Source organism: Microvirga aerilata (assembly GCF_016743775.1).
Taxonomy (GTDB): Bacteria; Pseudomonadota; Alphaproteobacteria; order Rhizobiales; family Beijerinckiaceae; genus Microvirga; species Microvirga aerilata.
Genome location: NZ_JAEQMY010000006.1, coordinates 132,836 through 157,347 on the forward strand (window position 1 = coordinate 132,836; position 24,512 = coordinate 157,347).

Annotated in this window: 25 protein-coding genes; 7 read left to right on the forward strand and 18 right to left on the reverse strand. The window is 64.9% G+C overall.

Going from position 1 to position 24,512, the window contains the following annotated elements; genetic code table 11:
* Positions 1 to 6: 6 nt before the first annotated feature.
* The 7 genes from map to hisB form a co-directional block, all read right to left on the reverse strand.
* The gene (gene map, locus JKG68_RS06325) at positions 7 to 756 is read right to left on the reverse strand and encodes a type I methionyl aminopeptidase (RefSeq protein ID WP_202057068.1); all 750 of its coding nucleotides are present in this window, start codon (positions 754 to 756) and stop codon (positions 7 to 9) included.
* A 71-nt stretch (positions 757 to 827) separates the two neighbouring features.
* Entirely contained in the window at positions 828 to 1,484 is a 657-nt protein-coding gene (locus JKG68_RS06330; RefSeq protein ID WP_202057070.1) for an aspartate/glutamate racemase family protein, read from the reverse strand.
* A 12-nt stretch (positions 1,485 to 1,496) separates the two neighbouring features.
* Positions 1,497 to 2,285 carry an imidazole glycerol phosphate synthase subunit HisF gene (gene hisF / locus JKG68_RS06335; protein ID WP_202057072.1) on the reverse strand — a complete coding sequence of 263 codons (789 nt, stop codon included), beginning with the start codon at positions 2,283 to 2,285 and terminating at the stop codon, positions 1,497 to 1,499.
* On the reverse strand, positions 2,285 to 3,037 hold the full coding sequence (hisA, locus tag JKG68_RS06340; protein ID WP_202057073.1) for a 1-(5-phosphoribosyl)-5-[(5-phosphoribosylamino)methylideneamino]imidazole-4-carboxamide isomerase: 753 nt from the start codon (positions 3,035 to 3,037) through the stop codon (positions 2,285 to 2,287). The genes hisF and hisA overlap by 1 nt, the downstream gene beginning before the upstream one ends.
* Entirely contained in the window at positions 3,025 to 3,675 is a 651-nt protein-coding gene (hisH, locus tag JKG68_RS06345; RefSeq protein ID WP_202057074.1) for an imidazole glycerol phosphate synthase subunit HisH, read from the reverse strand. The genes hisA and hisH overlap by 13 nt, the downstream gene beginning before the upstream one ends.
* Positions 3,672 to 4,160 carry a DUF2628 domain-containing protein gene (locus JKG68_RS06350; RefSeq protein ID WP_202057075.1) on the reverse strand — a complete coding sequence of 163 codons (489 nt, stop codon included), beginning with the start codon at positions 4,158 to 4,160 and terminating at the stop codon, positions 3,672 to 3,674. Before JKG68_RS06350 ends, hisH begins: the two co-directional genes overlap by 4 nt.
* Before the next feature lie 69 nt (positions 4,161 to 4,229).
* Positions 4,230 to 4,817, reverse strand: coding sequence for an imidazoleglycerol-phosphate dehydratase HisB (hisB, locus tag JKG68_RS06355; protein WP_202057180.1), 588 nt, complete (start codon positions 4,815 to 4,817; stop codon positions 4,230 to 4,232).
* A 178-nt stretch (positions 4,818 to 4,995) separates the two neighbouring features.
* Between hisB and hslV the strand changes: the two genes are divergently transcribed.
* From hslV to JKG68_RS06380, 5 genes are all read left to right on the forward strand, one after another.
* Positions 4,996 to 5,523, forward strand: a complete 528-nt coding sequence (gene hslV / locus JKG68_RS06360) for an ATP-dependent protease subunit HslV (protein WP_202057183.1) — start codon at positions 4,996 to 4,998, stop codon at positions 5,521 to 5,523.
* A complete protein-coding gene (locus JKG68_RS06365; protein WP_202057076.1) occupies positions 5,520 to 6,578 on the forward strand; it encodes a hypothetical protein in 1,059 nt (352 codons plus the stop codon). Before hslV ends, JKG68_RS06365 begins: the two co-directional genes overlap by 4 nt.
* Positions 6,575 to 7,888, forward strand: a complete 1,314-nt coding sequence (gene hslU, locus JKG68_RS06370) for an ATP-dependent protease ATPase subunit HslU (RefSeq protein ID WP_202057078.1) — start codon at positions 6,575 to 6,577, stop codon at positions 7,886 to 7,888. The genes JKG68_RS06365 and hslU overlap by 4 nt, the downstream gene beginning before the upstream one ends.
* A 128-nt stretch (positions 7,889 to 8,016) precedes the next feature.
* Positions 8,017 to 8,787 carry an endonuclease III domain-containing protein gene (locus JKG68_RS06375; protein WP_202057079.1) on the forward strand — a complete coding sequence of 257 codons (771 nt, stop codon included), beginning with the start codon at positions 8,017 to 8,019 and terminating at the stop codon, positions 8,785 to 8,787.
* A gap of 72 nt (positions 8,788 to 8,859) precedes the next feature.
* On the forward strand, positions 8,860 to 9,309 hold the full coding sequence (locus tag JKG68_RS06380) for a BA14K family protein (protein ID WP_246515135.1): 450 nt from the start codon (positions 8,860 to 8,862) through the stop codon (positions 9,307 to 9,309).
* Between the two features lie 56 nt (positions 9,310 to 9,365).
* Here JKG68_RS06380 and JKG68_RS06385 read toward each other — a convergent pair whose 3' ends face one another.
* Positions 9,366 to 9,716: a RidA family protein gene (locus tag JKG68_RS06385; RefSeq protein WP_202057194.1), complete on the reverse strand. Its 351-nt coding sequence runs from the start codon at positions 9,714 to 9,716 to the stop codon at positions 9,366 to 9,368.
* 118 nt (positions 9,717 to 9,834) lie between these two features.
* Positions 9,835 to 10,449, reverse strand: a complete 615-nt coding sequence (locus JKG68_RS06390) for a pyridoxamine 5'-phosphate oxidase family protein (protein ID WP_202057080.1) — start codon at positions 10,447 to 10,449, stop codon at positions 9,835 to 9,837.
* Between the two features lie 232 nt (positions 10,450 to 10,681).
* Between JKG68_RS06390 and JKG68_RS06395 the strand changes: the two genes are divergently transcribed.
* Complete coding sequence (locus JKG68_RS06395) at positions 10,682 to 12,274, forward strand: adenylate/guanylate cyclase domain-containing protein (RefSeq protein ID WP_246515153.1); 1,593 nt, start codon at positions 10,682 to 10,684, stop codon at positions 12,272 to 12,274.
* A gap of 370 nt (positions 12,275 to 12,644) precedes the next feature.
* Here the strand turns inward: JKG68_RS06395 and pnp are convergent, their stop codons facing one another.
* Positions 12,645 to 14,819: a polyribonucleotide nucleotidyltransferase gene (gene pnp, locus JKG68_RS06400; RefSeq protein WP_202057082.1), complete on the reverse strand. Its 2,175-nt coding sequence runs from the start codon at positions 14,817 to 14,819 to the stop codon at positions 12,645 to 12,647.
* Between the two features lie 314 nt (positions 14,820 to 15,133).
* Positions 15,134 to 15,403: a 30S ribosomal protein S15 gene (gene rpsO, locus JKG68_RS06405; protein WP_202057085.1), complete on the reverse strand. Its 270-nt coding sequence runs from the start codon at positions 15,401 to 15,403 to the stop codon at positions 15,134 to 15,136.
* A 295-nt stretch (positions 15,404 to 15,698) separates the two neighbouring features.
* Between rpsO and JKG68_RS06410 the strand changes: the two genes are divergently transcribed.
* A complete protein-coding gene (locus JKG68_RS06410; RefSeq protein ID WP_202057087.1) occupies positions 15,699 to 16,244 on the forward strand; it encodes a ferritin-like domain-containing protein in 546 nt (181 codons plus the stop codon).
* Positions 16,245 to 16,294: 50 nt separating this feature from the next.
* Here JKG68_RS06410 and truB read toward each other — a convergent pair whose 3' ends face one another.
* The 7 genes from truB to trmB form a co-directional block, all read right to left on the reverse strand.
* Positions 16,295 to 17,215 (reverse strand): tRNA pseudouridine(55) synthase TruB, encoded by a 921-nt coding sequence (truB, locus tag JKG68_RS06415; protein WP_202057090.1) that lies wholly within the window; start codon positions 17,213 to 17,215, stop codon positions 16,295 to 16,297.
* Positions 17,212 to 17,649 (reverse strand): 30S ribosome-binding factor RbfA, encoded by a 438-nt coding sequence (gene rbfA, locus JKG68_RS06420; RefSeq protein WP_202057093.1) that lies wholly within the window; start codon positions 17,647 to 17,649, stop codon positions 17,212 to 17,214. The genes truB and rbfA overlap by 4 nt, the downstream gene beginning before the upstream one ends.
* A gap of 109 nt (positions 17,650 to 17,758) precedes the next feature.
* Positions 17,759 to 20,674, reverse strand: coding sequence for a translation initiation factor IF-2 (infB, locus tag JKG68_RS06425; RefSeq protein WP_202057095.1), 2,916 nt, complete (start codon positions 20,672 to 20,674; stop codon positions 17,759 to 17,761).
* Positions 20,671 to 21,342 (reverse strand): RNA-binding protein, encoded by a 672-nt coding sequence (locus JKG68_RS06430; protein WP_202057098.1) that lies wholly within the window; start codon positions 21,340 to 21,342, stop codon positions 20,671 to 20,673. Before JKG68_RS06430 ends, infB begins: the two co-directional genes overlap by 4 nt.
* A gap of 29 nt (positions 21,343 to 21,371) precedes the next feature.
* The gene (gene nusA, locus JKG68_RS06435; protein WP_202057100.1) at positions 21,372 to 22,991 is read right to left on the reverse strand and encodes a transcription termination factor NusA; all 1,620 of its coding nucleotides are present in this window, start codon (positions 22,989 to 22,991) and stop codon (positions 21,372 to 21,374) included.
* A 12-nt stretch (positions 22,992 to 23,003) separates the two neighbouring features.
* On the reverse strand, positions 23,004 to 23,627 hold the full coding sequence (gene rimP, locus JKG68_RS06440) for a ribosome maturation factor RimP (protein ID WP_202057102.1): 624 nt from the start codon (positions 23,625 to 23,627) through the stop codon (positions 23,004 to 23,006).
* A gap of 169 nt (positions 23,628 to 23,796) precedes the next feature.
* Positions 23,797 to 24,480, reverse strand: a complete 684-nt coding sequence (gene trmB, locus JKG68_RS06445; protein ID WP_202057103.1) for a tRNA (guanine(46)-N(7))-methyltransferase TrmB — start codon at positions 24,478 to 24,480, stop codon at positions 23,797 to 23,799.
* Between the last annotated feature and the right edge of the window lie 32 nt (positions 24,481 to 24,512).

Below are 24,512 nucleotides of genomic sequence, written 5' to 3' on the forward strand. Positions count from 1 at the left end.
TTTGATCTAGCCCGGCAGGGTTACGACAAGAGGACCGTTTCGCGTGGCGACGACCGTATGCTCATACTGGACTGTCGGAGCGCGCGGGTCGCTGAGCAGCGTCCATTCGTCATCGCCATCCGTTGCCCAGTTCGCCCCAAGCGACAGAAAAGGCTCGACCGTGAAAACAAGGCCATCGTTCATGATCCGGCGCTCGGAACGGTCCGGCCAAGTGGGAATCTCCCCCGGCTCCTCATGAAGGGAATAGCCGATGCCGTGGCTCGCCAGATTGCGAACCAGGGTATAACCGTTCTTCTCGGCAAATTTCCCGATGGCTTGGCCGATGCCCGAAATCGGCTGATCGGCAGCAACTTGGCGCAGTCCAAGCCACATGGCCCGGCGGCCATCCCGGCACAACCGCTTGATGGCATTGGCGGTCGGCGGAACCGCGAAAGAGGCGCCGGTATCCGCATAAACCCCGTTCTTTTCCGCCGAGATGTCGATGTTGACGAGATCGCCCGCCTCGATCCGGCGAGATCCGGGAATGCCATGAGCGATCTGCTCGTTCACGCTGATGCAGGTGGCGCCGGGAAAATCGTAGACGAGCTCCGGGCCGGAACGGGCGCCGGCCTTCTCGAGAAGCCCGCGGCCGATCGTGTCGAGCTCCGCCGTCGTCATGCCCGGCTCGAGCGCCGCAGCCATGGCCTCAAGGGTATTGGCGACGATCCTGCCGATCTCCTGGAGCTTGTTCAGATCGTCCTCGTTGGAGATCGTCATTGCTGATCCTGGTCTAGCGCCTGCGACTCGTTTGAAGACAGGCAAGGGAACTGCATCTATAGCAGTGAAATCTAAGCTGCTCTAATCGTCTTACCTGCCAAGGCAAGCGCTGCTCTCAGTCCAGCCCCCGGGCTCGTCAGCGGGGTGCCAGACCTGCAAAGGACCGCCGCTCCCGTCATAGAGGCCTGGGCCAGCGCCACGGTCTCGACACCTTCCCCAAAGGCGCGGTCCGCCGCCTCGGCGATCAGCGCCAGATAGCGGTCCTTCTGCCCCGCCTTGAACAGGTCCCAGGCGGAGGGAACGAGGCGCACGTCGACGGTTGCTCCCGTTGCTGTCGCGGCGGCCTCGAAAAGGGCGCGGGTCGGCTCAAGCGTCGTTGCTACGGCGCAGAGCGCAACCACCCTGCCCCCGTTTTTCACGGACTCATCGGCCAAGGCCGCATCCACGCGCAGGACCGGGACGGATGCCTCTCCGGCGGCGTTGGCCGCCACAGGCCCAAGGCTGGAGCAGGTGAGGATCACGGCGTCCGCGTCTGCCGCAAGAGCAAGGAGAGCCTGCGCGGTCTCCTCCGCAATGGAGGAGGTCAGGCCCTTGCTCGCCTCAACCTGCGCCAGCAAATCGGCCCGAACGGCATGAGTCAGCCGGACCTGCGCGAAGTCCGCCCCCCGGCATCTTTCTTCGAAAACGGCGATGTTGCTGTCGGCCGTGTGGAGGCAGGCGATGCGCATAGGTTGCTCCGATCAGGGATGCGCCGGCTCGTCGAGGCGCATCCTCAGCCCGGCCTTTGCCATGTAGCCCTTCGCCTCGGAAATCGTATGCGTGCCGAAGTGAAAGATCGAGGCGGCGAGCACGGCGCTGGCATGGCCTTTACTCACGCCGTCGACAAGATGGTCGAGATTGCCGACGCCGCCGGAGGCGATCACCGGCACGGAAACGGCATCGGCTATGGCGCGCACGAGGGCGAGGTCATAGCCACCCTTGGTGCCGTCCCGGTCCATGGAGGTGACGAGCAACTCCCCTGCTCCCAGCTCCGTCACCTGCCGGGCGAACGCGATGGCGTCGATGCCGGTGGGGTTACGTCCACCATGGGTGAAGATCTCCCAGCGCGGCCCCTCGCCCTCGCCTGAGACTTTCTTGGCATCGATGGCGACGACGATGCACTGGTTGCCGAATTTTTCCGACGCCTCGCGCACGAAATCCGGATTCTTCACAGCGGCGGTGTTGATCGAGACCTTATCGGCGCCCGCAAGCAGCAGGTTGCGGATGTCCTCCACCGTGCGTACGCCGCCGCCTACGGTGAGGGGCATGAAGCAGGCCTCCGCCGTGCGCCTCACCACGTCGAGCAGGATCCCCCTCGCCTCATGGCTTGCGGTGATGTCGAGGAAGCAGAGCTCGTCCGCGCCTGCCGCATCGTAGGCTTTTGCGGCTTCCACCGGATCGCCCGCATCCACGAGGTCGAGGAACTGGACACCCTTCACGACGCGTCCGTCCTTCACGTCCAGGCAGGGAATGAGACGCACTTTCAGCATCAGGCAGGTTCCTTGCGCACGGAGCGCAGCAGCGCCAGTGCCTGGTCCGGGTCGATGCGCCCGTCATAGAGGGCACGGCCGGAGATGGCGCCGTCGAGCACGGCGCAGTCGGGTTGGGTGAGGCGCTCGATATCGGCCATGGAGGCAAGGCCGCCGGAAGCGATGACGGGGATTGAGACGGCGCGGGCAAGCCCTAGGGTCATCGGGAAGTTGAGACCCTTCAGGATGCCGTCGCGGGCGATGTCCGTGTAGATGATCGCGGCGACCCCCGCATCCTCGAACCGGCGGCCGAGCTCTTCCGCCGACAGGGTCGAAGTCTGGGCCCAGCCCTCCACGGCGACAAGCCCGTCCTTGGCATCGATGCCGACCGCGATCTTGCCCGGATGGAGGCGGGCCGCTTCGCGCACGAAGGCGGGATCGCGCACGGCCGCCGTGCCGATGATCACCCTGGACACGCCCTTGGCGAGCCAGCCCTCGACCGTCTTCATGTCGCGGATGCCGCCGCCGAGCTGCACCGGGATCGTCACGCGGCGCAGGATGTCCTCGACGGCATTGGCGTTCATCGGCTTGCCGGCAAAGGCACCGTCGAGATCGACCACGTGCAGCCACTCGAAGCCTTGCGCCTCGAAGGTGGCAGCCTGGTCCACGGGCGAGTCGTTGAACACGGTGGCCTGGTCCATGTCGCCCTGGATCAGGCGAACGCAGCGGCCCTCTTTGAGATCGATGGCAGGGTACAGGATCACGGGCGCCACCTTAAAAAATTGGCGATGAGCTTGAGGCCGAGGGCCTGGCTCTTTTCAGGATGAAATTGAGCACCGACGAGGTTGTCCCGCCCGACGATGGCGGTGACTGGCCCACCGTAATCGGTGGTGGCGATCACATCGCCCGGATCGGTTGGCGCGAGGGCATAGGAATGCACGAAATAGGCGTGTAGCCCGTCAGGTCCGGTCGGAATGCCGTCGAGCAGCGGATGCGGTTTTGCAAGGCTCAAGGTGTTCCAGCCCATGTGCGGGATCTTCAAGGCGGGATCTTGCGGCTCGATGGCCTTCACGTCGCCATGGATCCAATCGAGCCCATAGCTTGTGGTGTGCTCAAGACCGCGGGTGGCCATGAGCTGCATGCCCACGCAGATGCCCATGAAAGGGCGGCCGTCCTCATGCACGCGCTTCTGCAGCGCCTCTACCATGCCGGCCACGGAGTCGAGGCCGCGGCGGCAATCGGCGTAAGCGCCGACGCCCGGCAGCACGATTCTCTCCGCCTTGGCCACAACGGCCGGATCGGACGAGACGATGACGGGACAATCGAGCTCCGCCTCCCTGGCCGCCCGCTCGAAAGCCTTGGCGGCGGAATGCAGATTGCCGGACCCGTAATCGATGATGACGACGCTCACCGGGGACGCTCCGCATCGGGAAAGAGGCCGATCACCGGCTCGGACCGCCTCGGGGTGGACAGGGCAGGGGCGGGCGCCGGGCGCGGGAGAGGCGCCGGCTTGGCGTCGAGCCAGCGGGCGAAGGCCTTGGACTCCGCCTCGTCCCGGTCGGCTGCCGTGACCGCATCGACGGCCGGGCGGCCGTGGCGCGCAAGCGTCCAGCGTCTGAGGCTGTTGGCCTCAAGTCCGATCAGGCTCTGCAGCAGGAGCTGGGCGAGGGTGCCGGCGAGCGGATGCACGTTCAGGAGGGCCATGATGCCGCCGAAGGCGAAAACGAGCAGCAGCACACCGAGGCCGGCGAGCCACAGCCGATGAAAGAAGAACCACAGGAAGGTGAAGAAGAAGGCTCCCCAGGAGAAAGCATCCTTCACGAGCTCGGACTCGTCCAAAGCTGTCGCGTCACCCGGCCGCGCATCGCGCGGGAGGTGCAAGGTAAAGGTGGTCATGGCGACGTTTCCTCGAGCGCTGCCCGGTGAGGTGAACCTCGGTTCGCCGGACAGGGCGTCTCTTGATATTTAGAGCGTACCCTTGGTGGAGGGAACGCGGCCCTCTTCCCTTGGGTCCATGGCCACGGCCTGACGCAAGGCGCGTGCCAGACCCTTGAAGCAGCTCTCCGCAATGTGGTGGCTGTTCTCGCCGTAGAGGGTCTCCACATGAAGCGTCAGCCCCGCCTGGATGGCAAATGCCTGATAGAACTCGCGCACCAGCTCGGTATCGAACACCCCAATCTTCTCGGTGGGGAAGGTGGTGCGGAACACCAGGAAAGGGCGGCCCGAGATGTCGATGGCGACCCGCGTCAGGGTCTCGTCCATCGGCAGATGGATATCGGCGTAGCGCGTGATGCCCTTTTTATCGCCAAGCGCCTTCAGGATAGCCTGACCCAGCGCGATTCCAGTGTCCTCGGTGGTATGATGCTGGTCCACATGCAGGTCGCCCGTCACCTTCACGGAGAGGTCGAAGAGACCGTGCCGGGCAAACAGTTCGAGCATATGGTCGAGAAAGCCGACCCCCGTGGAGATCTCGGCCTTGCCAGTGCCGTCGAGGGCAATCGACACGGCGACATCGGTCTCGGCGGTGCGACGGCTGACGCTCGCGGAGCGCATCATCAAAATCCTTTGCGGAACAGGAGACAGGCGCCTTCTAGCAAGCCGCGCGGAGAAACGCCACCCGCGTTGCTTTTGGCCGATCAATGATTAAGTCAGCCTCTGAACGGCCTTGGCCGTACCTGTCCGTCCCGCCTGCCGGAGTTTGACCCTCGTGTCCGAAGACGCCACCCCTCACATGCACGCCACCACCATCCTCATGGTTCGCAAAGGCGACCGCGTCGTTATCGGCGGCGACGGTCAGGTGAGCCTGGGGCAAACGGTCGTGAAAGGCAATGCCAAGAAGGTGCGCCGTCTCGCCAAGGGCGGCGTGATCGGCGGCTTTGCCGGCTCGACCGCGGACGCCTTCACCCTGTTCGAGCGCCTCGAGGCCAAGCTCGAGCAGTATCCCGGCCAGCTCACCCGCGCCTGCGTCGAGCTCACCAAGGACTGGCGCACCGACCGCTACCTGCGCCGCCTGGAGGCGATGATGCTGGTGGCCGACAAGGATGTGGGCCTGCTGCTCTCAGGCTCGGGCGATGTTCTGGAGCCGGAAAACGGCATCATGGCCATCGGGTCGGGCGGCAACTTCGCGCTCGCGGCCGCCCGGGCGCTTGCCGACTCGGACATGGATGCGGAGGCCATCGTGCGCCGTTCCCTGGGCATCGCGGCCGAAATATGCGTCTATACCAATAGCAATATTGTTATAGAAAGCCTTGAACTATGATCAGCGAAAGCGTCCTCGTCCAGGCGGTGACGAGGGGGATTCTGACGGATCAGCAGGCTACCGACCTGCGGTCCTTGGCGCGGCAGATGAATGCCGCGGCGATCCCCGAGCCGGAAGATGACGAAAAGCTGCGCCTCGTCTCGGGCTTCAGTGATATCTTCGTGACCCTCGGGCTCGCGCTCTTCACCGGGGCGTTGGCCTACCTGACGGAACGGCTCGGCTTGACCACCATGTGGGCCGTGCTCGCGGTAACCGCATGGCTTCTGGCTGAATTCTTCACCCTCCGGCGACGCATGGCGCTGCCGAGCATCGCGCTGCTGGTGCTGTTCGCCGTGGCCGTGTTTTCATGCGCCACCTACCTCCTGGGCGCGGTGCTGGGCGTCGCGGTCGAGCCCGATGTGTCGGAAATCCTCGGTTCCGGCGACAGCCTTATCTTCGTGGGCGCGGCCCTCCTTACCCTGGCGCTGACGGCTCTGCACTATTTTCGGTTCCGGGTGCCGATCACGATCGCGGCCGGAACGGCTGCTCTGGCCGTTGCGGTCATCGGCTTGATCTCCGCAGTCGCGCCCGGCTTCGTCGAGGTCTACCTCAAGCCGCTCGTCCTTCTCACGGGGCTTGGCGTCTTCGCGCTCGCCATGCGTTTCGATCTTGCCGATCCGCAGCGCGCGACCCGCCGCACGGACATCGCCTTCTGGCTGCATCTGCTTGCCGCGCCCATGATCGTCCATCCGCTGATTGCTCAGTTGTCGGAAGGCGCCGACATGAGCACGGTCGCGCCCGCGGTCCTCGCCGTCTTCCTGGCGCTCGGGATCGTGGCAGTGGTGATCGACCGGCGCGCCATGCTGGTCTCGGGGCTGGTCTATGCCGGTTATGCCCTGGGAAGCCTCTTCCAGCGGGTTGGATTTGCCGACACCACCACGCCCCTGACCGCCCTGGCGCTCGGCGCCTTCGTCCTCCTGCTCAGTGCAGGCTGGCGTCCCGTGCGCACGGGCCTTCTGAAACTGCTTCCGTCCCATCTTGCACACCGGCTGCCACACCCCATCCTTTCATCATGACCACGTTCTCCCCCCGCGAAATCGTTTCCGAACTCGACCGCTATATCGTTGGCCAGCATGACGCCAAGCGCGCCGTTGCCATTGCGCTGCGCAACCGCTGGCGCCGGCAGCAGCTGGAAGGCAGCTTGCGCGAAGAGGTCGCCCCGAAGAACATCCTCATGATCGGCCCCACCGGCTGCGGCAAGACCGAGATCTCCCGCCGCCTCGCCAAGCTTGCGGGCGCACCCTTCATCAAGATCGAGGCCACCAAGTTCACGGAAGTGGGCTATGTGGGCCGCGACGTGGAGCAGATCGTGCGCGATCTCGTGGAGATCGGCATCGGCCTCGTGAAGGAGGAGCGCCGCCGACAGGTTCAGGCCAAGGCTCATATTGCGGCGGAGGAGCGCGTGCTCGACGCCCTCGTCGGTGCGACCTCGAGTGTCGCCACCCGCGACTCGTTCCGCCGCAAGCTGCGCGCCAACGAGCTCGACGACAAGGAGATCGAGGTCGAGCTGCAGTCAGGCGGAGGGCAGGGGATGCCCATGTTCGAGATCCCCGGCCTGCCCGGCGCATCGGTGGGTGCGATCAACCTGTCCGACATGTTCGGCAAGGCATTCGGCGGCGGCCGCCCCAAGACCCGCCGCACCACCGTGCGCGAGGCCTACGAGCCGCTCGTCACGGAGGAAGCCGACAAGCTTATCGACCAGGACGCCATCGTCCAGGAAGCCCTGCGCCAAGTGGAAAACAACGGCATCGTGTTCCTCGACGAGATCGACAAGATCGCCGGCCGCGAGGGTCGCACGGGGGCGGATGTGTCCCGCGAGGGCGTGCAGCGCGATCTGCTGCCCCTGATCGAGGGCACCACAGTCACGACGAAGTACGGTCCGGTGAAGACGGACCACATTCTCTTCATCGCATCCGGCGCCTTCCATGTGTCCAAGCCCTCGGACCTGCTGCCCGAATTGCAGGGCCGCCTGCCGATCCGCGTGGAGCTGTCGCCGCTCACCGTGGAGGATTTCCGCCGCATTCTCACGGAGACGGAGGCAAGCCTCATCAAGCAATCCGTCGCGCTCATGCAGACGGAGGGCGTGGAGCTCGTCTTCACGGACGACGCCATCGACGCGCTGGCGCAGGTCGCCGTCGACGTGAACAACTCCGTCGAGAACATTGGCGCGCGCCGCCTGCAGACCGTCCTGGAGCGGGTGCTCGACGACGTGTCCTACACGGCGCCCGACCGCTCCGGTGAAACGGTGACGATCAATGCCTCCTATGTGCGCGGCGAGGTGGAGACCCTGGCGAAGAACACGGATCTGAGCCGGTTCATTCTCTGATCATTCGTTTCGCCTCCACTGCTATCCCCGGCGAGGGTTAGCGAGGGAAGGGATCCAGAGGCTGTCGCCCGGAAAAATCCGGGTGACGAAAATGGGAACCACCTAGCCGATTCGCGACTTGCCTCGGGATGAATCCGGACCTGCAGGATCTGAAGGAAAAGGCGCTCCTCATCCACGAGCGCCTCTGCAAGGCCTATGGCTGTCCAATTCCCTATTTCCACTCCCTCGATCCCTTGAGCGAGCTGATCTCCTCGCTCCTGTCCCACCGCACCCGCAACGCGGACTCAGGGCGCGCCTTCAAGTCCCTGCGGGCCCGCTATGCCGAGTGGCGTGCCTTGATGAATGCACCGACGGAAGAAGTCGAGGCGACGATCCAGGGCGTCACCTGGCCCGAGCAGAAGGCGCCGCGGCTGCAAGCGGTGCTACACGCCATCGAGGAGCGGCATGGTACGCTGTCGCTGGATTTCCTCAAGGACATGCCCGTGGAAGAGGCGAGGGCGTGGCTCGAGAGCATTCCTGGCGTAGGTCCGAAGACCAGCGCGGCGGTGCTGTCGTTCTCGGTATTGAGGAAGGCTGCTCTTCCCGTGGACAGCCACCACCACCGAGTGGCTCAGCGCACCGGCCTCATTTCCCAATCCACCGCCGTCGGCCCCTCCCATGCGGCGCTGGCTGCTCTGCTTCCCGAGGCTTGGGACGCGCAAGAGGTCTATGACAACCACGAGGTCATGATGCTGCACGGGCAGCGCTGCTGCTTCTTCAAGAGCCCGGCCTGCGGGCGCTGCGTGATCCTGGACCTGTGCCCGACCGGGCAGGGGCGAACAGAGGGGAGGCGGGTTTCTCCGGCAAGGTCGGAGGATGCAGCCCCTGATCTGCGGTCCTCACGTTCCCGCGAGAGCTAGCCCAAAATCCCCGCGAAACGGAACGACCTTTCCTCCAGAGCGTTCGCCTCCCAACATTGGAGGAGTTATCCCATGCGTAAATTCTTCATGGCTGTTGCGGCCACCGCCGCTCTCGGCGCCTTTGGTCTTTCCGCTCCGGCCTCTGCCGCCGAGTCTCAGACGACCCCGGTCAACGAACTCGTGGCCGCCCTTCAGAACGGCGATGTGAAGTCGGACTACGTCCAGTACCGCCGGTATTACCGCGGCAACCCGCGCTATGTGGAGCGGCGCTATTACGGCGACCGCCGGTATTATGGCGATCGTCGCTACTATCGCCGTGACCGCGGCAACGCGCTCGCAGCTGGCGCTCTCGGTCTCGCGACCGGCGCCATCATCGGTGGCGCTCTCGCCCAGCAGCAGGCCCAGGCCGCTCCGGTCTATGGCAGCAACACGGCCGCCTACTGCGCCCAGCGCTACCGGTCTTACGATCCGGCATCCGGCACTTATCTGGGCTACGACGGCCTGCGCCATCCCTGCCCGTAAGCTTACGGCAGCTTGGACAAAGGAAGCGGGCCTCAAAGGGCCCGCTTCTTTTTTGCTTATTTTGCCGCGATGACGGCGATCTCGACCTTGAAAGCCGGAGTTGCGAGCTTCGCCTCGACCGTGGCGCGAGCCGGGGTATTGCCCGGGGACACCCAAGCGTCCCACACGGCGTTCATCTCCTGGAACGTGCCCATATCGGTGATCCAGATGTTGGCCATCAGGATCTTCGACTTGTCGGTGCCGGCCTCAGCCAGCAGGCTGTCGATGATCGCGAGAATTTCCTTCGTCTGTTCGGTGACGCTCTGGCCGGCACTCTGGCTGGCGACCTGGCCTGCGAGATAGACTGTGTTGCCGTGAACGACGGCGCCGCTCATGCGCGGGCCGGGCTTGATGCGCTGGATCGTCATGGATTGTCCTTGAGCCTCACTGGTGAAAACAAGACCTGCCTTTTCGGGGGCAGGGGGCGCGAGGTCAAGCGCATCGTACGCAAAAGTGGCTCCGGTTTCGCGCTCGATCAAGAGAACATCAATAAAGCGTGGTGCGCTGTCTCTCGGGCAGCGCCTTGTCATAGGTCTCGCCGCCCACCTCGTTGTTCGTGAGCGCCGCGAGGATTTGCCCAGCGCTCGGCAGGCTCTCGCGCGGCACGTGACGCGCCGGGTTCCACAGCTCCGAGCGCAGGATCGCGCGGGCGCACTGGAAAAACACCGTATCGACGGTGATCGCGACAACCGATCGCGGCGCCTTGCCGTCAACGGAAAAGCTCTCCAGCAGGCTCGGCTCGATGGAAATCACCGCACGCCCGTTCACCCGCAGGGTCTCGCCTATGCCAGGGATCAGAAACAGCAGGGCAACTGCCGGGTCCTGCACGATGTTGCGCAGCGAATCGATGCGGTTATTGCCGCGCCGGTCGGGCATGAGCAGGGTCTTGTCGTCATGGATGCGAATGAAGCCCGGCCCGTCGCCGCGGGGCGAGCAGTCGAGCCCCTCCGGCCCGCGTGTGGCAAGCGCCGCGAAGGGGGAAGCCTCGATCATGGCGCGGTATTCCGGCACGAGCCGGTCAGCCTCCTTGAGGAGCGAGGCCTTGTTGATCTCGCCATAAATGTCTTCGAGTTCGGACAGGCTGGTGATGATATGGGCCATGATTCGGATTCTGCTTGTGAGGCGCTTAGGAATATACGGTTCGGCGCCTCGGTCCAGCGACTGTGATTTGACATTGGCGCGTGCGGCTGCACCTGCATAGCGCAAGCCAAGCCCCTGAAGCAGGATCGAGACCGGTCATTCGCCCATGAAGCAAACCGAGACAAGACCTGCCGCCGAGGCGGCTTTGCTGAGGCGTCGCATCCCCTGGCGGGAAATCCGCCTCGCCTCGGGCATGGTGCTCGCGGCCTTTCTCCTCACCCATTTCAGCAATCATGCCCTGGGGCTCGTTTCCATCGAGGCGATGGAAGCCGGTCGCGCCTGGTTCAACCGCCTGTGGCGCAACCCGGTGGGCACGGTTCTCCTCTACGGCTCTCTTCTCCTCCACTTCCTGCTGGCGCTGCAGGCCATCTACCGCCGCCGCACCCTGCGTATGCCTGTCCGCGAGGCGGCGCAGCTGATCTTGGGCCTGAGCCTGCCCTTTCTCCTGATCGGGCATGTGACCGGAACGCGGATCGAATGGGCCTTGACCGGCCACGATTCGGGATACCCCGAGGTGGTCAGAAATCTTTGGTTGCTGAGCCCGGAGATCGGCGCGCGCCAAGCGATTGCGCTCATCATCGCGTGGCTGCACGGATGCCTCGGCGTTTACTTTTGGCTGCGCCCGAAACCCTTGTTTCCAGCCTACGCGCTGCTGCTTTACACGGGGGCCTTGCTTGTTCCCGTCCTGGCGCTGCTCGGCTTTGCGGAAGCCGGTCGGCAGCTTGGCGAAGCGCCGGAGCGGTTTCCCGTGAGCGCCGCGCCCGCGTCCAATCTCCTGCCTCTGATCGGACCAGGCCTCTATGCCTTTTTCGGCGGCCTTTTGGCTCTGACCATCGCCGGCCGCATCGTGCGCAGCGCCAATCTGTGGTCGCGCCGGGTCCGCATCCGCTACCCCAACGATCAGGTCGTGACCGTGCCGGCGGGATTCAGCGTGCTGGAGGCCAGCCGCACGGCCGGGATTCCGCACATCTCGGTCTGCGGCGGGCGTGGCCGCTGTTCCACCTGCCGGGTGCGGGTGCTCGACGGCCTGCAGGACCAGCCGCCGCCCACGGCTCAGGAGCGGGGCACCCTCGCGCGCATCAAGGCTGGTCCCAATGTGAGGCTCGCCTGCCAGTTCAGGCCAATCGGCGAGATCGCCGTCGTGCCGATCCTGTCCACCGGGCGCAACGGCATGACGGCCCTGGTGCGCGCTGGACGGGCCCAGGGGCAGGAGCGGGAGGTCGCGGTGCTGTTCTGCGACCTGCGCGGCTTCACGGGCCTCACGGAGAAGCGGCTGCCCTTCGACACGGTGTTCATCCTCAACCGCTACTTCGAAGCGGTGGACGAGGCGGTGGAGGATGCGGGCGGCTATATCGACAAGTTCATCGGCGACGGGGTTTTGGCCCTGTTCGGCCTGAGCACAACCCCGCAGGAGGCAGCCCGCCAAGCCCTCGACGCCGCACTCCGGATCAAGGCGGGGCTCGCCCGCCTCAACGAGGATTACGCCAGCGAGTTCGAGCATCCCTTACGCATCGCCATGAGCCTCCATGCGGGACCGGCCATCGTCGGCCAGATGGGCTACGGCCAGGCCACCAGCCTCACGGCGGTGGGCGACACCATCAACGCGGCGAGCCGCCTGGAGGGGCTCGCCAAGGAACTCGACGTGGAGCTGGTGATCTCCGAAGACCTCGCCGCCCGCGCCGGCCTCGACCTCTTCGGCCGCGATCGGCAGATCGTCTCTATTCGGGGCAGGGCCGCGCCTTTGGGGAGCTGGATCATTCCGCGGGTGGAGAACCTGGGGCGGTAGAAGCTCAAGTCCTCAAGTAAAATCAACCTTATAGACGTTGGCGAAAAGAGACGGCGCCGCTCAGGATCGCCAGATCCTCCATTGAAATCGTTGCCTTGAAACAATCAGCAGCTTCAGCTGCTATTGCCCAAGCATGTTGAAATAGGGTTCTAAGCTGAACTTCTACCGTGGTTACTCTATAGAACAGTAGTCTGCCGCAGGTAGCGAACCTGAGCAATTCCCTTCCAACACTGAACTAAATTGGGAGAGAAAGCCTATCCATAATACTGATGTCGTCTCTCGCTAACGCCAAAAAAGAGAAGCGCGCACTAGACAACAAAAAAGCGCGGCCGAAGCCGCGCTTTCTCTGTTTCAATCAGGCTTGATGCAATTACTCCCCAGCAGCCTTCTGCTGGTCGCGCTGGGCGCGCTCGGCATCGCGCTCGGCCTTGAGCTGCTCGGTGATGTCTTCACCCGTTTCCTGGTTGACCACCTTCATGGAGAGACGGACCTTGCCGCGCTCGTCCATGCCGAGGAACTTCACCTTCACCTTGTCGCCTTCCTTGACCACATCGGTGACCTTGCCGACGCGGTTCTTGGCGAGCTCCGAGATGTGCACGAGGCCATCGCGGGAACCGAAGAAGTTCACGAAGGCGCCGAACTCCATCACCTTCACGACCGTGCCCTCGTAGATCGTGTTGATCTCGGGCTCGGCCACGATGGAGCGGATCCAGTTGTAGGCCGCCTTGATCGACTTGCCGTCGGCGGACGCGATCTTGATGAGGCCGTCGTCGTTGATGTCGATCTTGGCGCCGGTCTTCTCCACGATCTCGCGGATGACCTTGCCGCCCGAACCGATGACCTCGCGGATTTTGTCGACCGGGATCTGCATGGTCTCGATGCGCGGGGCATGCTCGCCGAGCTCGGCGCGCGGAGCGGTGAGCGCCCGGTTCATCTCGGCGAGGATGTGCGTGCGGCCGGCCTGAGCCTGGTCGAGCGCGACGCGCATGATCTCTTCCGTGATGCCGGCGATCTTGATGTCCATCTGGAGCGAGGTGATGCCCTGCTCGGTTCCGGCCACCTTGAAGTCCATGTCGCCGAGGTGATCCTCGTCGCCGAGAATGTCGGACAGGACCGCGAAGCGCTCACCCTCGAGGATGAGGCCCATGGCGATGCCCGCCACCGGACGGCGCAACGGCACGCCTGCATCCATCAGCGCCAGCGAAGCGCCGCACACGGAGGCCATGGACGAGGAGCCGTTCGACTCGGTGATCTCCGACACGACGCGGATCGTGTAGGGGAACTCGTGAGAGGCCGGCAGCATCGGATGGATGGCGCGCCAGGCGAGCTTGCCGTGGCCGATTTCGCGGCGGCCGGGCGAGCCCATGCGGCCCGTCTCACCAACGGAGTAGGGCGGGAAGTTGTAGTGCAGCAGGAAGGTTTCCTTGCGGGTGCCTTCCAGCTCGTCGATGAACTGCTCGTCCTCGCCGGTGCCGAGCGTGGTCACGACCAGCGCCTGGGTCTCGCCGCGGGTGAACACCGCCGAACCGTGGGTGCGGGGCAGGACGCCCACTTCCGACTGGATCGGACGGACCGTCTTAAGATCGCGGCCGTCGATGCGCGAGCCGGTGTCGAGGATGTTCCAGCGCACCACCTTGGCCTGGACTTCCTTGAAGGCAGCCTTGACCTTCTCGGGCTCGAACTTCGGCTCGCCGTCGGCGGGAAGCAACTCGGCCATCACCTTCGCCTTCACGGCGTCGACGGCGGCATAGCGGTCCTGCTTCTTGGTGATCTTGTAAGCTTCGCGCAGCTCGGTCTCGGCAATGGCGAGAACGGCCTGCTCGACCTCGGAGGAATCCGCAGGCTGGTAGTCGCGCGGCTCCTTGGCGGCCTTCTCGGCAAGCCGAATGATCGCCTCGATCACCGGCTGGAAGTGCTTGTGGCCGAACATTACGGCGCCGAGCATCACGTCCTCGGGCAGCTCCTTCGCCTCGGATTCGACCATGAGCACGGCGTCGGCCGTGCCGGCGACCACGAGGTCGAGCGAGGTCTGGTCCATCTCCTGCAGCGGCGGGTTCAGCTTGTACTGACCCCCGATATAGCCGACGCGGGCCGCGCCCACGGGACCCATGAAGGGCACGCCGGAGACGGTCAGGGCCGCGGAGGCGGCAACGAGGCCCACGATGTCGGGATCGTTCTCAAGGTCGTGCGAGAGCACGGTCACGACAACCTGCGTGTCGTTCTTGTAGCCTTGGACGAAGAGGGGGCGGATTGGACGGTCGATGAGGCGGGAGACCAGGGTCTCCTTCTCGGTCGGACGGCCTTCGCGCTTGAAATAGCCGCCCGGGATGCGGCCGGCGGCATAGGTGCGCTCCTGGTAGTTCACCGTGAGCGGGAAGAAATCGAAACCGGCCTTCGGCTCCTTGGCCGAGACGACGGTGGCGAGAACGGTGGTTTCACCGTAGGTGGCGACGACGGCGCCGTCAGCCTGGCGGGCCATCTTGCCCGTCTCGAGCACGAGCTTGCGGCCGGCCCAGATCAGTTCTTCGCGTTGAATATCGAACATGCTTTTTCGTCTTTCATGACAGCAGGAGCGGGGGCTCGATGCCATGAGCAAGACGGCAAGAGGCTCCGCTGCGGATAACGCCCGCCTGCATAAGCCTCTTGCGATCCTGCCATGGTCATCGCGTCAACCGCCTCCTCAGAGGACACCGGGACCTCGTGGTCTTAACCGGTGCGAGCGAAGCGCTCAGACCTTGTCTGAGCATCCGCTCTGTTCTTGTTTGGGCATGATCTGGTCGAAAAACCGGGAACCACTTTTTCGGATCATGCCCGAAAGCCGTCCGGAGCCGGGCTCCGGACGGAAGTCCTTTGAAAAGCTTAGCGGCGGATGCCGAGCTTCTCGATCAGCGTGCGGTAGCGGCTCTCGTCCTTCTTCTTCAGATAGTCGAGAAGCGAACGGCGCGACGACACGAGCTTCAGGAGGCCACGACGGGAATGGTTATCCTTGTTGTGGGTCTTGAAGTGACCGGTCAGGTTGTTGATCCGCTCGGTCAAAATGGCGACCTGCACCTCAGGGGAGCCGGTATCGCCAGCCTTCTGGGCGAATTCACTCACGAGCGCGTTCTTGCGCTCAGCCGTAATCGACATCGTCAGTCCTTTCAGGTTGGTTTTGTCAGGAGACCTTGAGCGTTTAAGGCTTCAGGCCGGTTCGTCCGGAAGGGCCGGGCCGGGATGTCGTCCAGCGCGGTCCGAACCCGGACGCGTCTTTCGGGGTCTTGAGCGTCCGAAAAGATGGCGCACCATACACGAAATGCGCATAAGTGCCAGAGGAAACATTTTGCCAAGCGGAGCAATAAGATAGGCCCGTCCGGCAAGGTTGGCCGGAACAAGTTTTCGCGGCCGCTGTTGGTGTCGGAGACCCCCAATATAGGAAGCTGACATCATGACTGCCACCACTACAGGTATGGCCGACCTTACGTCCTCGGAAGACATCCGAAACATCTTCATCACCGGCCTGGAAAACGCCCATGCCCTGGAGAAGCAGGCCATTCAGCTCATGGAGCGGCAGGTCGAGCGGTTCGAGAACTATCCGGAAATGTCGGATCTGCTGCGCAGGCACATCACGGAGACGGAAGGCCAGATCCGCCGCCTCGACGAGGCCCTGCACTCCTTCGGTGCGGATCGCTCGATCCTGAAGGACATGGCCACCCAGTTCATGGCCAACCTGGCCGCGGTCGGCCATATGCCGATGGCCGACGAGGTGCTGAAGAACACCTTTGCCAACCACGCCTTCGAGAATTTCGAGATCGCGTCCTACAAGTCGCTGATCGCCATGGCTGAGGCGTCCGGGAACCAGAAGTTCATCCCGGCTCTCCAGGAGAGCTTGCGCGAAGAGGAGAGAACCGCTCAGGCGGTTTACGACATGATCGAGCCGATCACCCACAAGTTCCTGACGCGCTCGGCGCAGGGGCTGAAGGCCGACCGGTAAAGCCCAAAAGCGTCATCCCGGACGGCCAAGCCGATCCGGGATGACGCAGTTCAGGCACCCAGATTAAAAACCCGGTGCGGCACCAGCTCGCCGCGCTCCACATCGCCCACGGCCACAAGCACGCCGTTGCAGGTGGCGTAAACCTTGCCGGAGAGCGGAGCTTCGCGCCCGCGCAGGATGATAGACTGGCCGCGCATCAGGCGGCCCGCCATGTCGCGGCTCACCATAATCGACGGGATCTCGCTCAAGGCGATCTCCACGGGCCGCAGGGCTGCCGGATCGGTGGCGAGATCGTCAACCGTCACCGCATCGTGCTCAGTGAACGGCCCGACACGGGTGCGTCTCAGCGCCGCAATGTGGCCGAGGCAACCGAGCGCCCGCCCGAGGTCGCGGGCAATGGCCCGAACATAGGTGCCCTTGCCGCAATCGGCCTCGATCACCGAACGGTTGCCGTCATGGTGCACGAGGGCAAGACGGTCGATCTCGACCGTGCGCGGCTGCAGTTCCACCACCTCGCCGTCACGGGCAAGATCATAGGCGCGCTCGCCGGCGATCTTGATGGCGGAAAAGCGGGGCGGTACCTGCTGAACCGAGCCTGTGAAGCGGGGCAGGAGGGCCTCGATCTCCGAGGGCTGGGGAAGCTTGTCGGTCCGCTCGACCACCTCGCCTTCGGTGTCGTCCGTCGTCGTCTCCGCACCCCACGCTACGGTGAACACGTAGGATTTACGCCCGTCCATGACGAAGGGAACAGTCTTTGTCGCCTCACCCAACGCGATGGGCAATATGCCGGATGCGAGCGGGTCGAGGGTGCCGGCGTGACCCGCTTTCTTGGCCGAGAGGCCGCGCTTCACCACCGCGACCGCGTGGGTCGAGGTCATGCCGACGCCCTTGTCGAGGATGATCCATCCGTTGACGTCGCGCTTCTTCGGCCGGTCGCCTTGCGGGCGCCGTACGGGGCGTTCTTCGCTCATGAATCCTGCTCGTCGTTGTCGTCCTGGGACACGGCGGGGCCGGGTCTGCCCGTATCTCGGGCCACCCGCTCCGTGCGCAGCAGCGCGTCGATGCGCGCAGCCTCATCGAAGCTTTCGTCGCGCAGGAAGCGCAGGTCGGGAGCGAATTTCAGGTTCACCCGGCGGGCGACCTCCTGGCGCAGGATCTTCTTGTTCTTGTCGAGCGCCTTGAGCACCGCCTGTTCGTCCCGCCCGCCGAGGGGCATGACATAGGCTGTGGCGAGCTTCAGGTCCGGCGACATCCGCACCTCGGGGATGGTGATGACGTTCTTCGTCAGCACGTCGTCCTGAATATCGCCGCGGGAGAGAACCTCGGCCAAGGCATGGCGGATGAGTTCTGCGACGCGTTGCTGGCGCTGGGAGGGTCCTGTGGTTTGTTCGAAACGTTTAGCCATGATCATCCTCCGGGATTGGACCGGATCCTGCAAAAGGGTCATGGCCGGGAAAAGGTCCCGGCCATGACGATTGAGTTTAGGTTTATTGGAAAAAGGGCTGGAAGCGGGCTTAGAGCGACCGCTTCACCTCTTCCACGCGGTAGCATTCGATGAGGTCGCCGACGCGCATGTCCTGGTAGCTCTCGAAGGACATACCGCACTCCTGCCCGGACGTGACCTCGCGGGCGTCGTCCTTGAAGCGCTTGAGCTGGCTCAGGCGTCCCTCGTGGATCACCACGTTGTCGCGGATCAGGCGAACATGGGCGCCGCGCTGGACCACTCCGTCGAGGACGCGGCAGCCGGCGATCTTGCCGACCTTCGACACGTTGAACACCTCGAGGATCTGCGCCTCGCCAAGCCGCTCTTCGCGCAGCGTCGGAGCGAGCAGTCCGGACATCGCCGCCTTCACGTCATCCACGAGATCGTAGATGATGTTGTAGTAGCGGATCTCGATGCCGGCACGCTCGGCCGCCTCGCGCGCTTCCTTATGGGCACGCACGTTGAAGGCCAGGATGATGGCGCCCGAGGCTTCCGCCAGGGTGACGTCGGACTCCGAGATGCCGCCGACGCCCGCCTGAACGATCCGGGCCGCAACCTCCTCGTTGCCCACCTTCTCGAGGGAGCCGATGATAGCTTCCGCCGAGCCCTGCACGTCGGCACGAACCACGAGCGGGAACTCCTTGCGGCCGGCTCCGGCCTTGAGGTCGCGCATCATGTCGGCGAGCGTCCGTCCGGCGGAGCCCATGCGGGCCGCCTGACGCTCGCGCTTCTGGCGGGTGCGGTACTCGGTGACCTCGCGGGCGCGGGCCTCGGATTCGACCACCGCAACGCGGTCGCCGGCCTCCGGGGTGCCGTTGAAGCCCAGGACCTCGACCGGTACGGAGGGGCCTGCCTCCTTCACGTTGGCGCCGAGATCGTTGATGAGGGCGCGCACGCGGCCCCACTCGGCGCCGGCCACCACGATGTCGCCGGTGCGCAGCGTGCCGCGCTGGACCAGCACGGTTGCCACAGGACCACGGCCGCGGTCGAGCTTCGCTTCGATGACGGTGCCTTCCGCCGAGCGCTCGGCATTGGCCTTGAGCTCCAGGATTTCCGCCTGCAGCTGGAGACCTTCGAGAAGGGTCTCAAGGCCGTCTCTGGTCTTGGCGGAGACCTCGAATTCGAGGGTTTCGCCGCCCATCGACTCGACGACGATGGAGTGCTGCAGCAGTTCGGTGCGAACCCGCTGCGGGTTGGCGTCGGGCTTGTCCACCTTGTTGATGGCCACGATCAGCGGCACGCCGGCCGCCTGGGCATGGTTGATCGCCTCGATGGTCTGCGGCATGACGCCGTCATCGGCCGCCACCACCAGCACGACGATATCCGTCACCTTGGCGCCGCGGGCGCGCATGGCCGTGAAGGCCGCGTGACCGGGCGTGTCGATGAAGGTGATCTTGCCGCCCAGCGGCGAGGTCACCTGATAGGCGCCGATATGCTGGGTGATGCCGCCGGCTTCGCCGGAGACCACGTTGGTCTTGCGGATCGCGTCGAGCAGCGAGGTCTTGCCGTGATCGACGTGGCCCATGATGGTCACCACCGGCGGACGGGTGACGAGGTTCTCGTCCACGTCCGGCGTGTCGAACAGGCCTTCCTCGACGTCCGACTCCGCGACGCGCTTCACCGTGTGGCCGAGCTCTTCCGCAACGATCTGCGCGGTGTCGGCGTCGATCACGTCGGTGATCTTGTGCATCTGTCCCTGCTTCATCAGGAACTTGATCACGTCCACGGCGCGCTCCGACATGCGGTTGGCGAGCTCCTGGATCGTGATCGTCTCCGGAATCGTCACCTCGCGGGCGATCTTTTCCTTCTGCTCCACCTGGCGATGGCCCATGAGACGCTGGTTGCGGCGCCGGAAGGCGGCGAGCGAGCGGGTGCGCTCCTCTTCGCCCGAGGTCGCATTGGCCAGGGTCAGGCGGCCGCGGCGCTTTTCCTCGCCAGGGGCAGCCTTGGGAGTCTTCGGCACGGCCACGGGCTTCGCGGCAACGCCGGGACGACGGATCGTGCGGGCGCCCTCCTCGTCATCCACCTCGACTGCGCGGGCGGCTACGGGCGGAATTGTGCGAACGTTCGGCTTTGCCGTTTCCGGATCGGGAACGACCGGCGCGGCAGGGCGCGCCATATGGTTCAGGCTCGGCGGACGGCCGCCCATAGTGCCGCCGGTGCTCCGGGGGCCTCCAAAGCCGCCCGGACGCGGACCGTCCTGGCGGGGTCCACCCGGACGCGGGCCGTCGGAACGGCCGGCGGGGCGGGGTCCGTCCGAACGGGGACGGTCTGAGCGGGGTCCGTCGAAACGGGCGCCGTCCTGGCGCGGGCCAGGGCCGGTGCGGCCCGCCGGAGCAGGCGCTTGAGCCTGACGCGGGGGAGCAGCCTCTTCGCCAAGCCGTCGGCGAGCCTCGTCCTCGGCGCGGCGCTTGCGCTCCTCGTCCTGACGGCGGCGCTCGTCTTCCTCGCGCTTGCGGGCCTCGGCCGCTTCACGCTCCTGGGCTTCGGCCGCTTCGCGCTCGGCGCGGCGTGTAGCTTCTTCCGCCTGTCTCTTGCGATCTTCCTCATCGCGGCGACGGGCATCGACGAGCGCGTTCATGCGCGCATCGCGCTCCTGCTCGGAGAGCGTCTGCAGCACCATGCCGCCGGAGCGGGGCGTGTTCGGTGTTCCGCCGGACCGTTGCGGGCGACCGCCCTGTGCCGGAGCGGCAGGCTTCGGAGCGGGAGCAGCAGGCTTGGGCGCGCTGACAGGGGCCGCAGCCTGTTGGGGCGCGGGCCTTTCGTCCTTGACCCCGCTACCGGGGCCAACAGCAGGACGACGCTTCACAGTCTCCACCACGACCGACTTGGAACGGCCATGGGAGAAGCTTTGGCGCACCACGCCCTGTTCGACGGGTCGCTTCAGAGAAAGCGTCTTGGACGACACATGGAGAGTCTTGTCGCCCTGGTTTTTCGTATCGGTCATTCCGCCTCAGTTCCTGCGGTTTTCATAATCGTGGGTTCGCCGGTCTCGTTGCCGAGGCCAGTTTGATCGGCTTCGATGCCGCAATAAGAGCGGTATCGATGCCATCGGTTCAGAAAGCCGTCGCTCCCAGCGCCCGCGACGAGGGCAGCATGTATCACATGTGACCGGCCTAATGCCAAATCCAATTCGTCATTTGACAGTTCTTGGATGACCGGAAAGCCTGATATTGCCTCGCCGAGGCGTTTTCGCAACTGGTTTGCTAATTTTCTTCGCCCATCATCGGCCGCTTCTGCGGCATGAATAAGGGCAACAATGGGCTTATCCGTGATCGCCGACTCAACTTTGTGGAAGCCGGTGATCACCGCGCCTGCCTTGTTGGCCAGCGACAGACCCTGCCGCAGGTCGTCCCGAAGCAGGCGCTCGATGTCTCTGGCCAGGGTCTCGGGAGCCCTGGCTTCGGTCTTGAAGGCACGGGAGAAGAGGCGGCGTTTGGCCGCTTCCTCCACCACGTCGAGGCGAGCCGTAACCCAGGCCCCGCGGCCCGGCAGCTTGTGCTTGAGATCGGGCACGACCTGGTTGTCGGGCCCGAGGACAAAGCGGATCAGTCCCGCGGGGCTGTTTGCCTCGCGGGTGACGATGCAGGTGCGCTCCGGTTCATGCCGCGGCACGGATGCTGACCTCGCTTTGCCATCGCCGGTTAAGAAGGCTGAGCCTCGGTCTCGGCTTCTTCAGCCGATCCCTCGGTCTCCACGATCTCTTCCGGCTGCTCGATCCAGCCCGCCTTCACGCGGGCTGCCATGATCATGTTCTCCGCATCCGCGCGGGAAACGTCGAAACCATCCAGCGCGCCCTTGTAGCGGGTTGCCTCCTGGCCTCGGCCTTCCGTCCAGCCGACGAGATCGTCGGTGGCGCAGCCGGCCAGATCCTCGACGTTCTTGATGTCGTTCTCACCGAAGGCCACCAGCATGGCGGTGGTGACGCCGTCGATCTCCTTCAGATCGTCGGCAACGCCCAGCTCCTTGCGGCGGGCCTCGTTCTCGGCCTCGATGCGGCCGAGGTACTCCTGCGCACGGCTCTGGATCTCGGCGGCCGTGTCCTCGTCGAAGCCCTCGATGGAGGCCACTTCGGCGGAGTCCACATAGGCGATTTCCTCGACCGAGCGGAAGCCTTCCGAGGCGAGCAGCTGGCCCACGACCTCGTCCACGTCCAACGCGTTCATGAAGAGCTCGGTGCGCTCGGCGAATTCCTTCTGGCGGCGCTCCGATTCCTCAGCCTCCGTCAGGATGTCGATGTCCCAGCCGGTGAGCTGCGAGGCGAGGCGCACGTTCTGGCCGCGGCGGCCGATGGCCAGCGAGAGCTGGTCGTCAGGCACCACCACCTCGATCCGGTCGGCCTCCTCGTCGAGCACCACCTTGACCACCTCGGCGGGCTGGAGCGCGTTGACGATGAAGGTCGCCTGATCGGGGGACCAGGGGATGATGTCGATCTTCTCGCCCTGGAGCTCGCCCACCACGGCCTGGACGCGGGAGCCACGCATGCCGACGCAGGCGCCGACCGGATCGATGGAGGAATCGCGCGAGATCACGGCGATCTTGGCACGCGACCCCGGATCGCGGGCAACCGCCTGCACCGTGACGATGCCGTCATAGATCTCCGGCACTTCGGAGGCGAAGAGCTTGGCCATGAACTGCGGATGGGTGCGGGATAGGAAGATCTGCGGGCCGCGGGCTTCGCGGCGCACGTCGAACAGATAGGCGCGGATGCGGTCGCCGGGACGGAAGGTCTCGCGGGGAATGAGCTCGTCGCGGCGGATGATCGCCTCGCCGCGGCCGAGATCCACAATCACGTTGCCGTACTCGACGCGCTTGACCGCGCCGTTCACGACGTCGCCAATGCGATCCTTGAATTCCTGGTACTGGCGGTCGCGCTCGGCGTCGCGCACCTTCTGCACGATCACCTGCTTGGCGGACTGCGCCGCGATGCGCCCGAAATCGAAGGGCGGCAGAGTGTCGGCGATCACGTCGCCCACCTGGGCCGCCGGGTTGTGGCGGGTGCGGGCCTCGGCGAGGGAAATCTCGCGGGAGTCGTTCTCGATCGCGCCGTCCTCAACCACGAGGAGGTGCCGCGACAGGCGCAGCTCGCCGGTCTTCGGGTTGATCTCCGCATGGATGTCTGTTTCCGCCCCATAGCGGGACCGGGCAGCCTTGGCGATGGCGTCCGCCATGGCGTCAAGCACGATCTGCTTGTCGATCACCTTCTCGCGTGCGACCGCATCGGCGATCTGCAAGAGTTCAAGCCTGTTGGCGCTAATAGCCATCGAGGTCGCTCCTTAATTCGGTTTCGTCTCGGACGGGTCGCGCGGCTCGGGCGCCTCCACCACATCCGTATCTTCATCAAGATCGTCCGTGGTCGGCGCCGTTCCCCGGCGCAGCGATTCACGGATCAGGTCGTCGGTCATCACGAGGTGGGCTTCGCCCAGATCGGTCAGGGGCAGGCGCGCGATGGGATCGAGGCCCTCCTTCACGTCCGGCAACTCGACCACGAGCATTCCATTCTCGATGCCCCGGAGAAAACCCCGGAATCGCTTGCGGCCCGCCAGAGGCACGGCCATCTCGATCTTGGCGTCATAACCGGTCCAGCGCTCGAAATCGCTGACGCGCACGAGCGGACGGTCGATGCCCGGCGAGGAGATTTCCAGGTAATAGGCCTGGGGAATCGGATCCTCGAGGTCCAGAACCGGCGAGATCGCCCGGCTCACGGTCTCGCAATCGGAAACCGACATGGTGCCGTCCGGCCGCTCGGCCATGATCTGCACGGTGCATCCATTCGTGGCGGTGACCCGCACACGCACGAGGTTGAAGCCCAGATCCTCGATCACGGGCTCGACGATTGCCGCCACCCGGGCGGCCACGCCGTTTTCGGTAATCAGCCGCTTGTCGCGTTCGTTCGTCATGGCTCTCCGCACGCCCCGGCCTTCAAACAATAAAAAAGAGCGGACCCGGCGGGGCCCACTCCTGAACAGCAGCTTTACACTGCAACCAGAGCTGACAAGAGCAATATACTGATTCCAAGCTCAAAATGCAAGGATGGGATCCGTCAGGCTGTCGAAGCGCCGGAGGGTCCTAGACCCGGACGAAGGTGAGGTAGCTCGGCACCCGTCCTTCACGGATCGCCTTGGCCTCGTAGCGGGTGCCCGGCCAGCCCTCGTAGGGCTTGCGCCAATCGTCGGCGCGGGTTGCGGTCCAGCGGAAATTGGCTGAGCGCAGCATCCGGGCGAGCACCCAGCCGATATAGTCGTCGATGTCGCTGGCAAAGCGCAGCTCGGCTCCGGGCTTCATGACGCGGGCCAGCATCGCGAGGGTTTCCTCGGAAACAAGGCGGCGCTTGCGCTGCCGGCGCTTCGGCCAGGGATCGGGGTAGAGAATGTAGACCCGGTCGAACGAGGCATCGGGCAGGGTCGGCAGGAGGTCGGTGACGTCGTCGTCCCAGACCCGGACATTGTCGAGACGCTCACCCTCGATCACGGCAAGGAGCTTTGCCATGCCGTTCACGAAAGGCTCGCAGCCGATGAAATTGACGTCCCGGTGGGCACGGGCTTGCGCGGCGAGATGCTCGCCGCCGCCGAACCCGATCTCGAGCCAGGTCTCCCGCGCCTGACGGTCGGGGAAGAGGCTGGCTGGAGCGCTGCCCGGGCTCACACGGATCGCGGGCAGCAGATTATGGACGAGATCGTCCTGTCCGGCGCGAAGCTTCTTGCCTTTCCGGCGCCCGAAGAAGGCGCCGGCCCGTTCTGTCGCTTCGCTCATGAGGTTGTTTCTTTGCGCAGGATCTAGCCGGA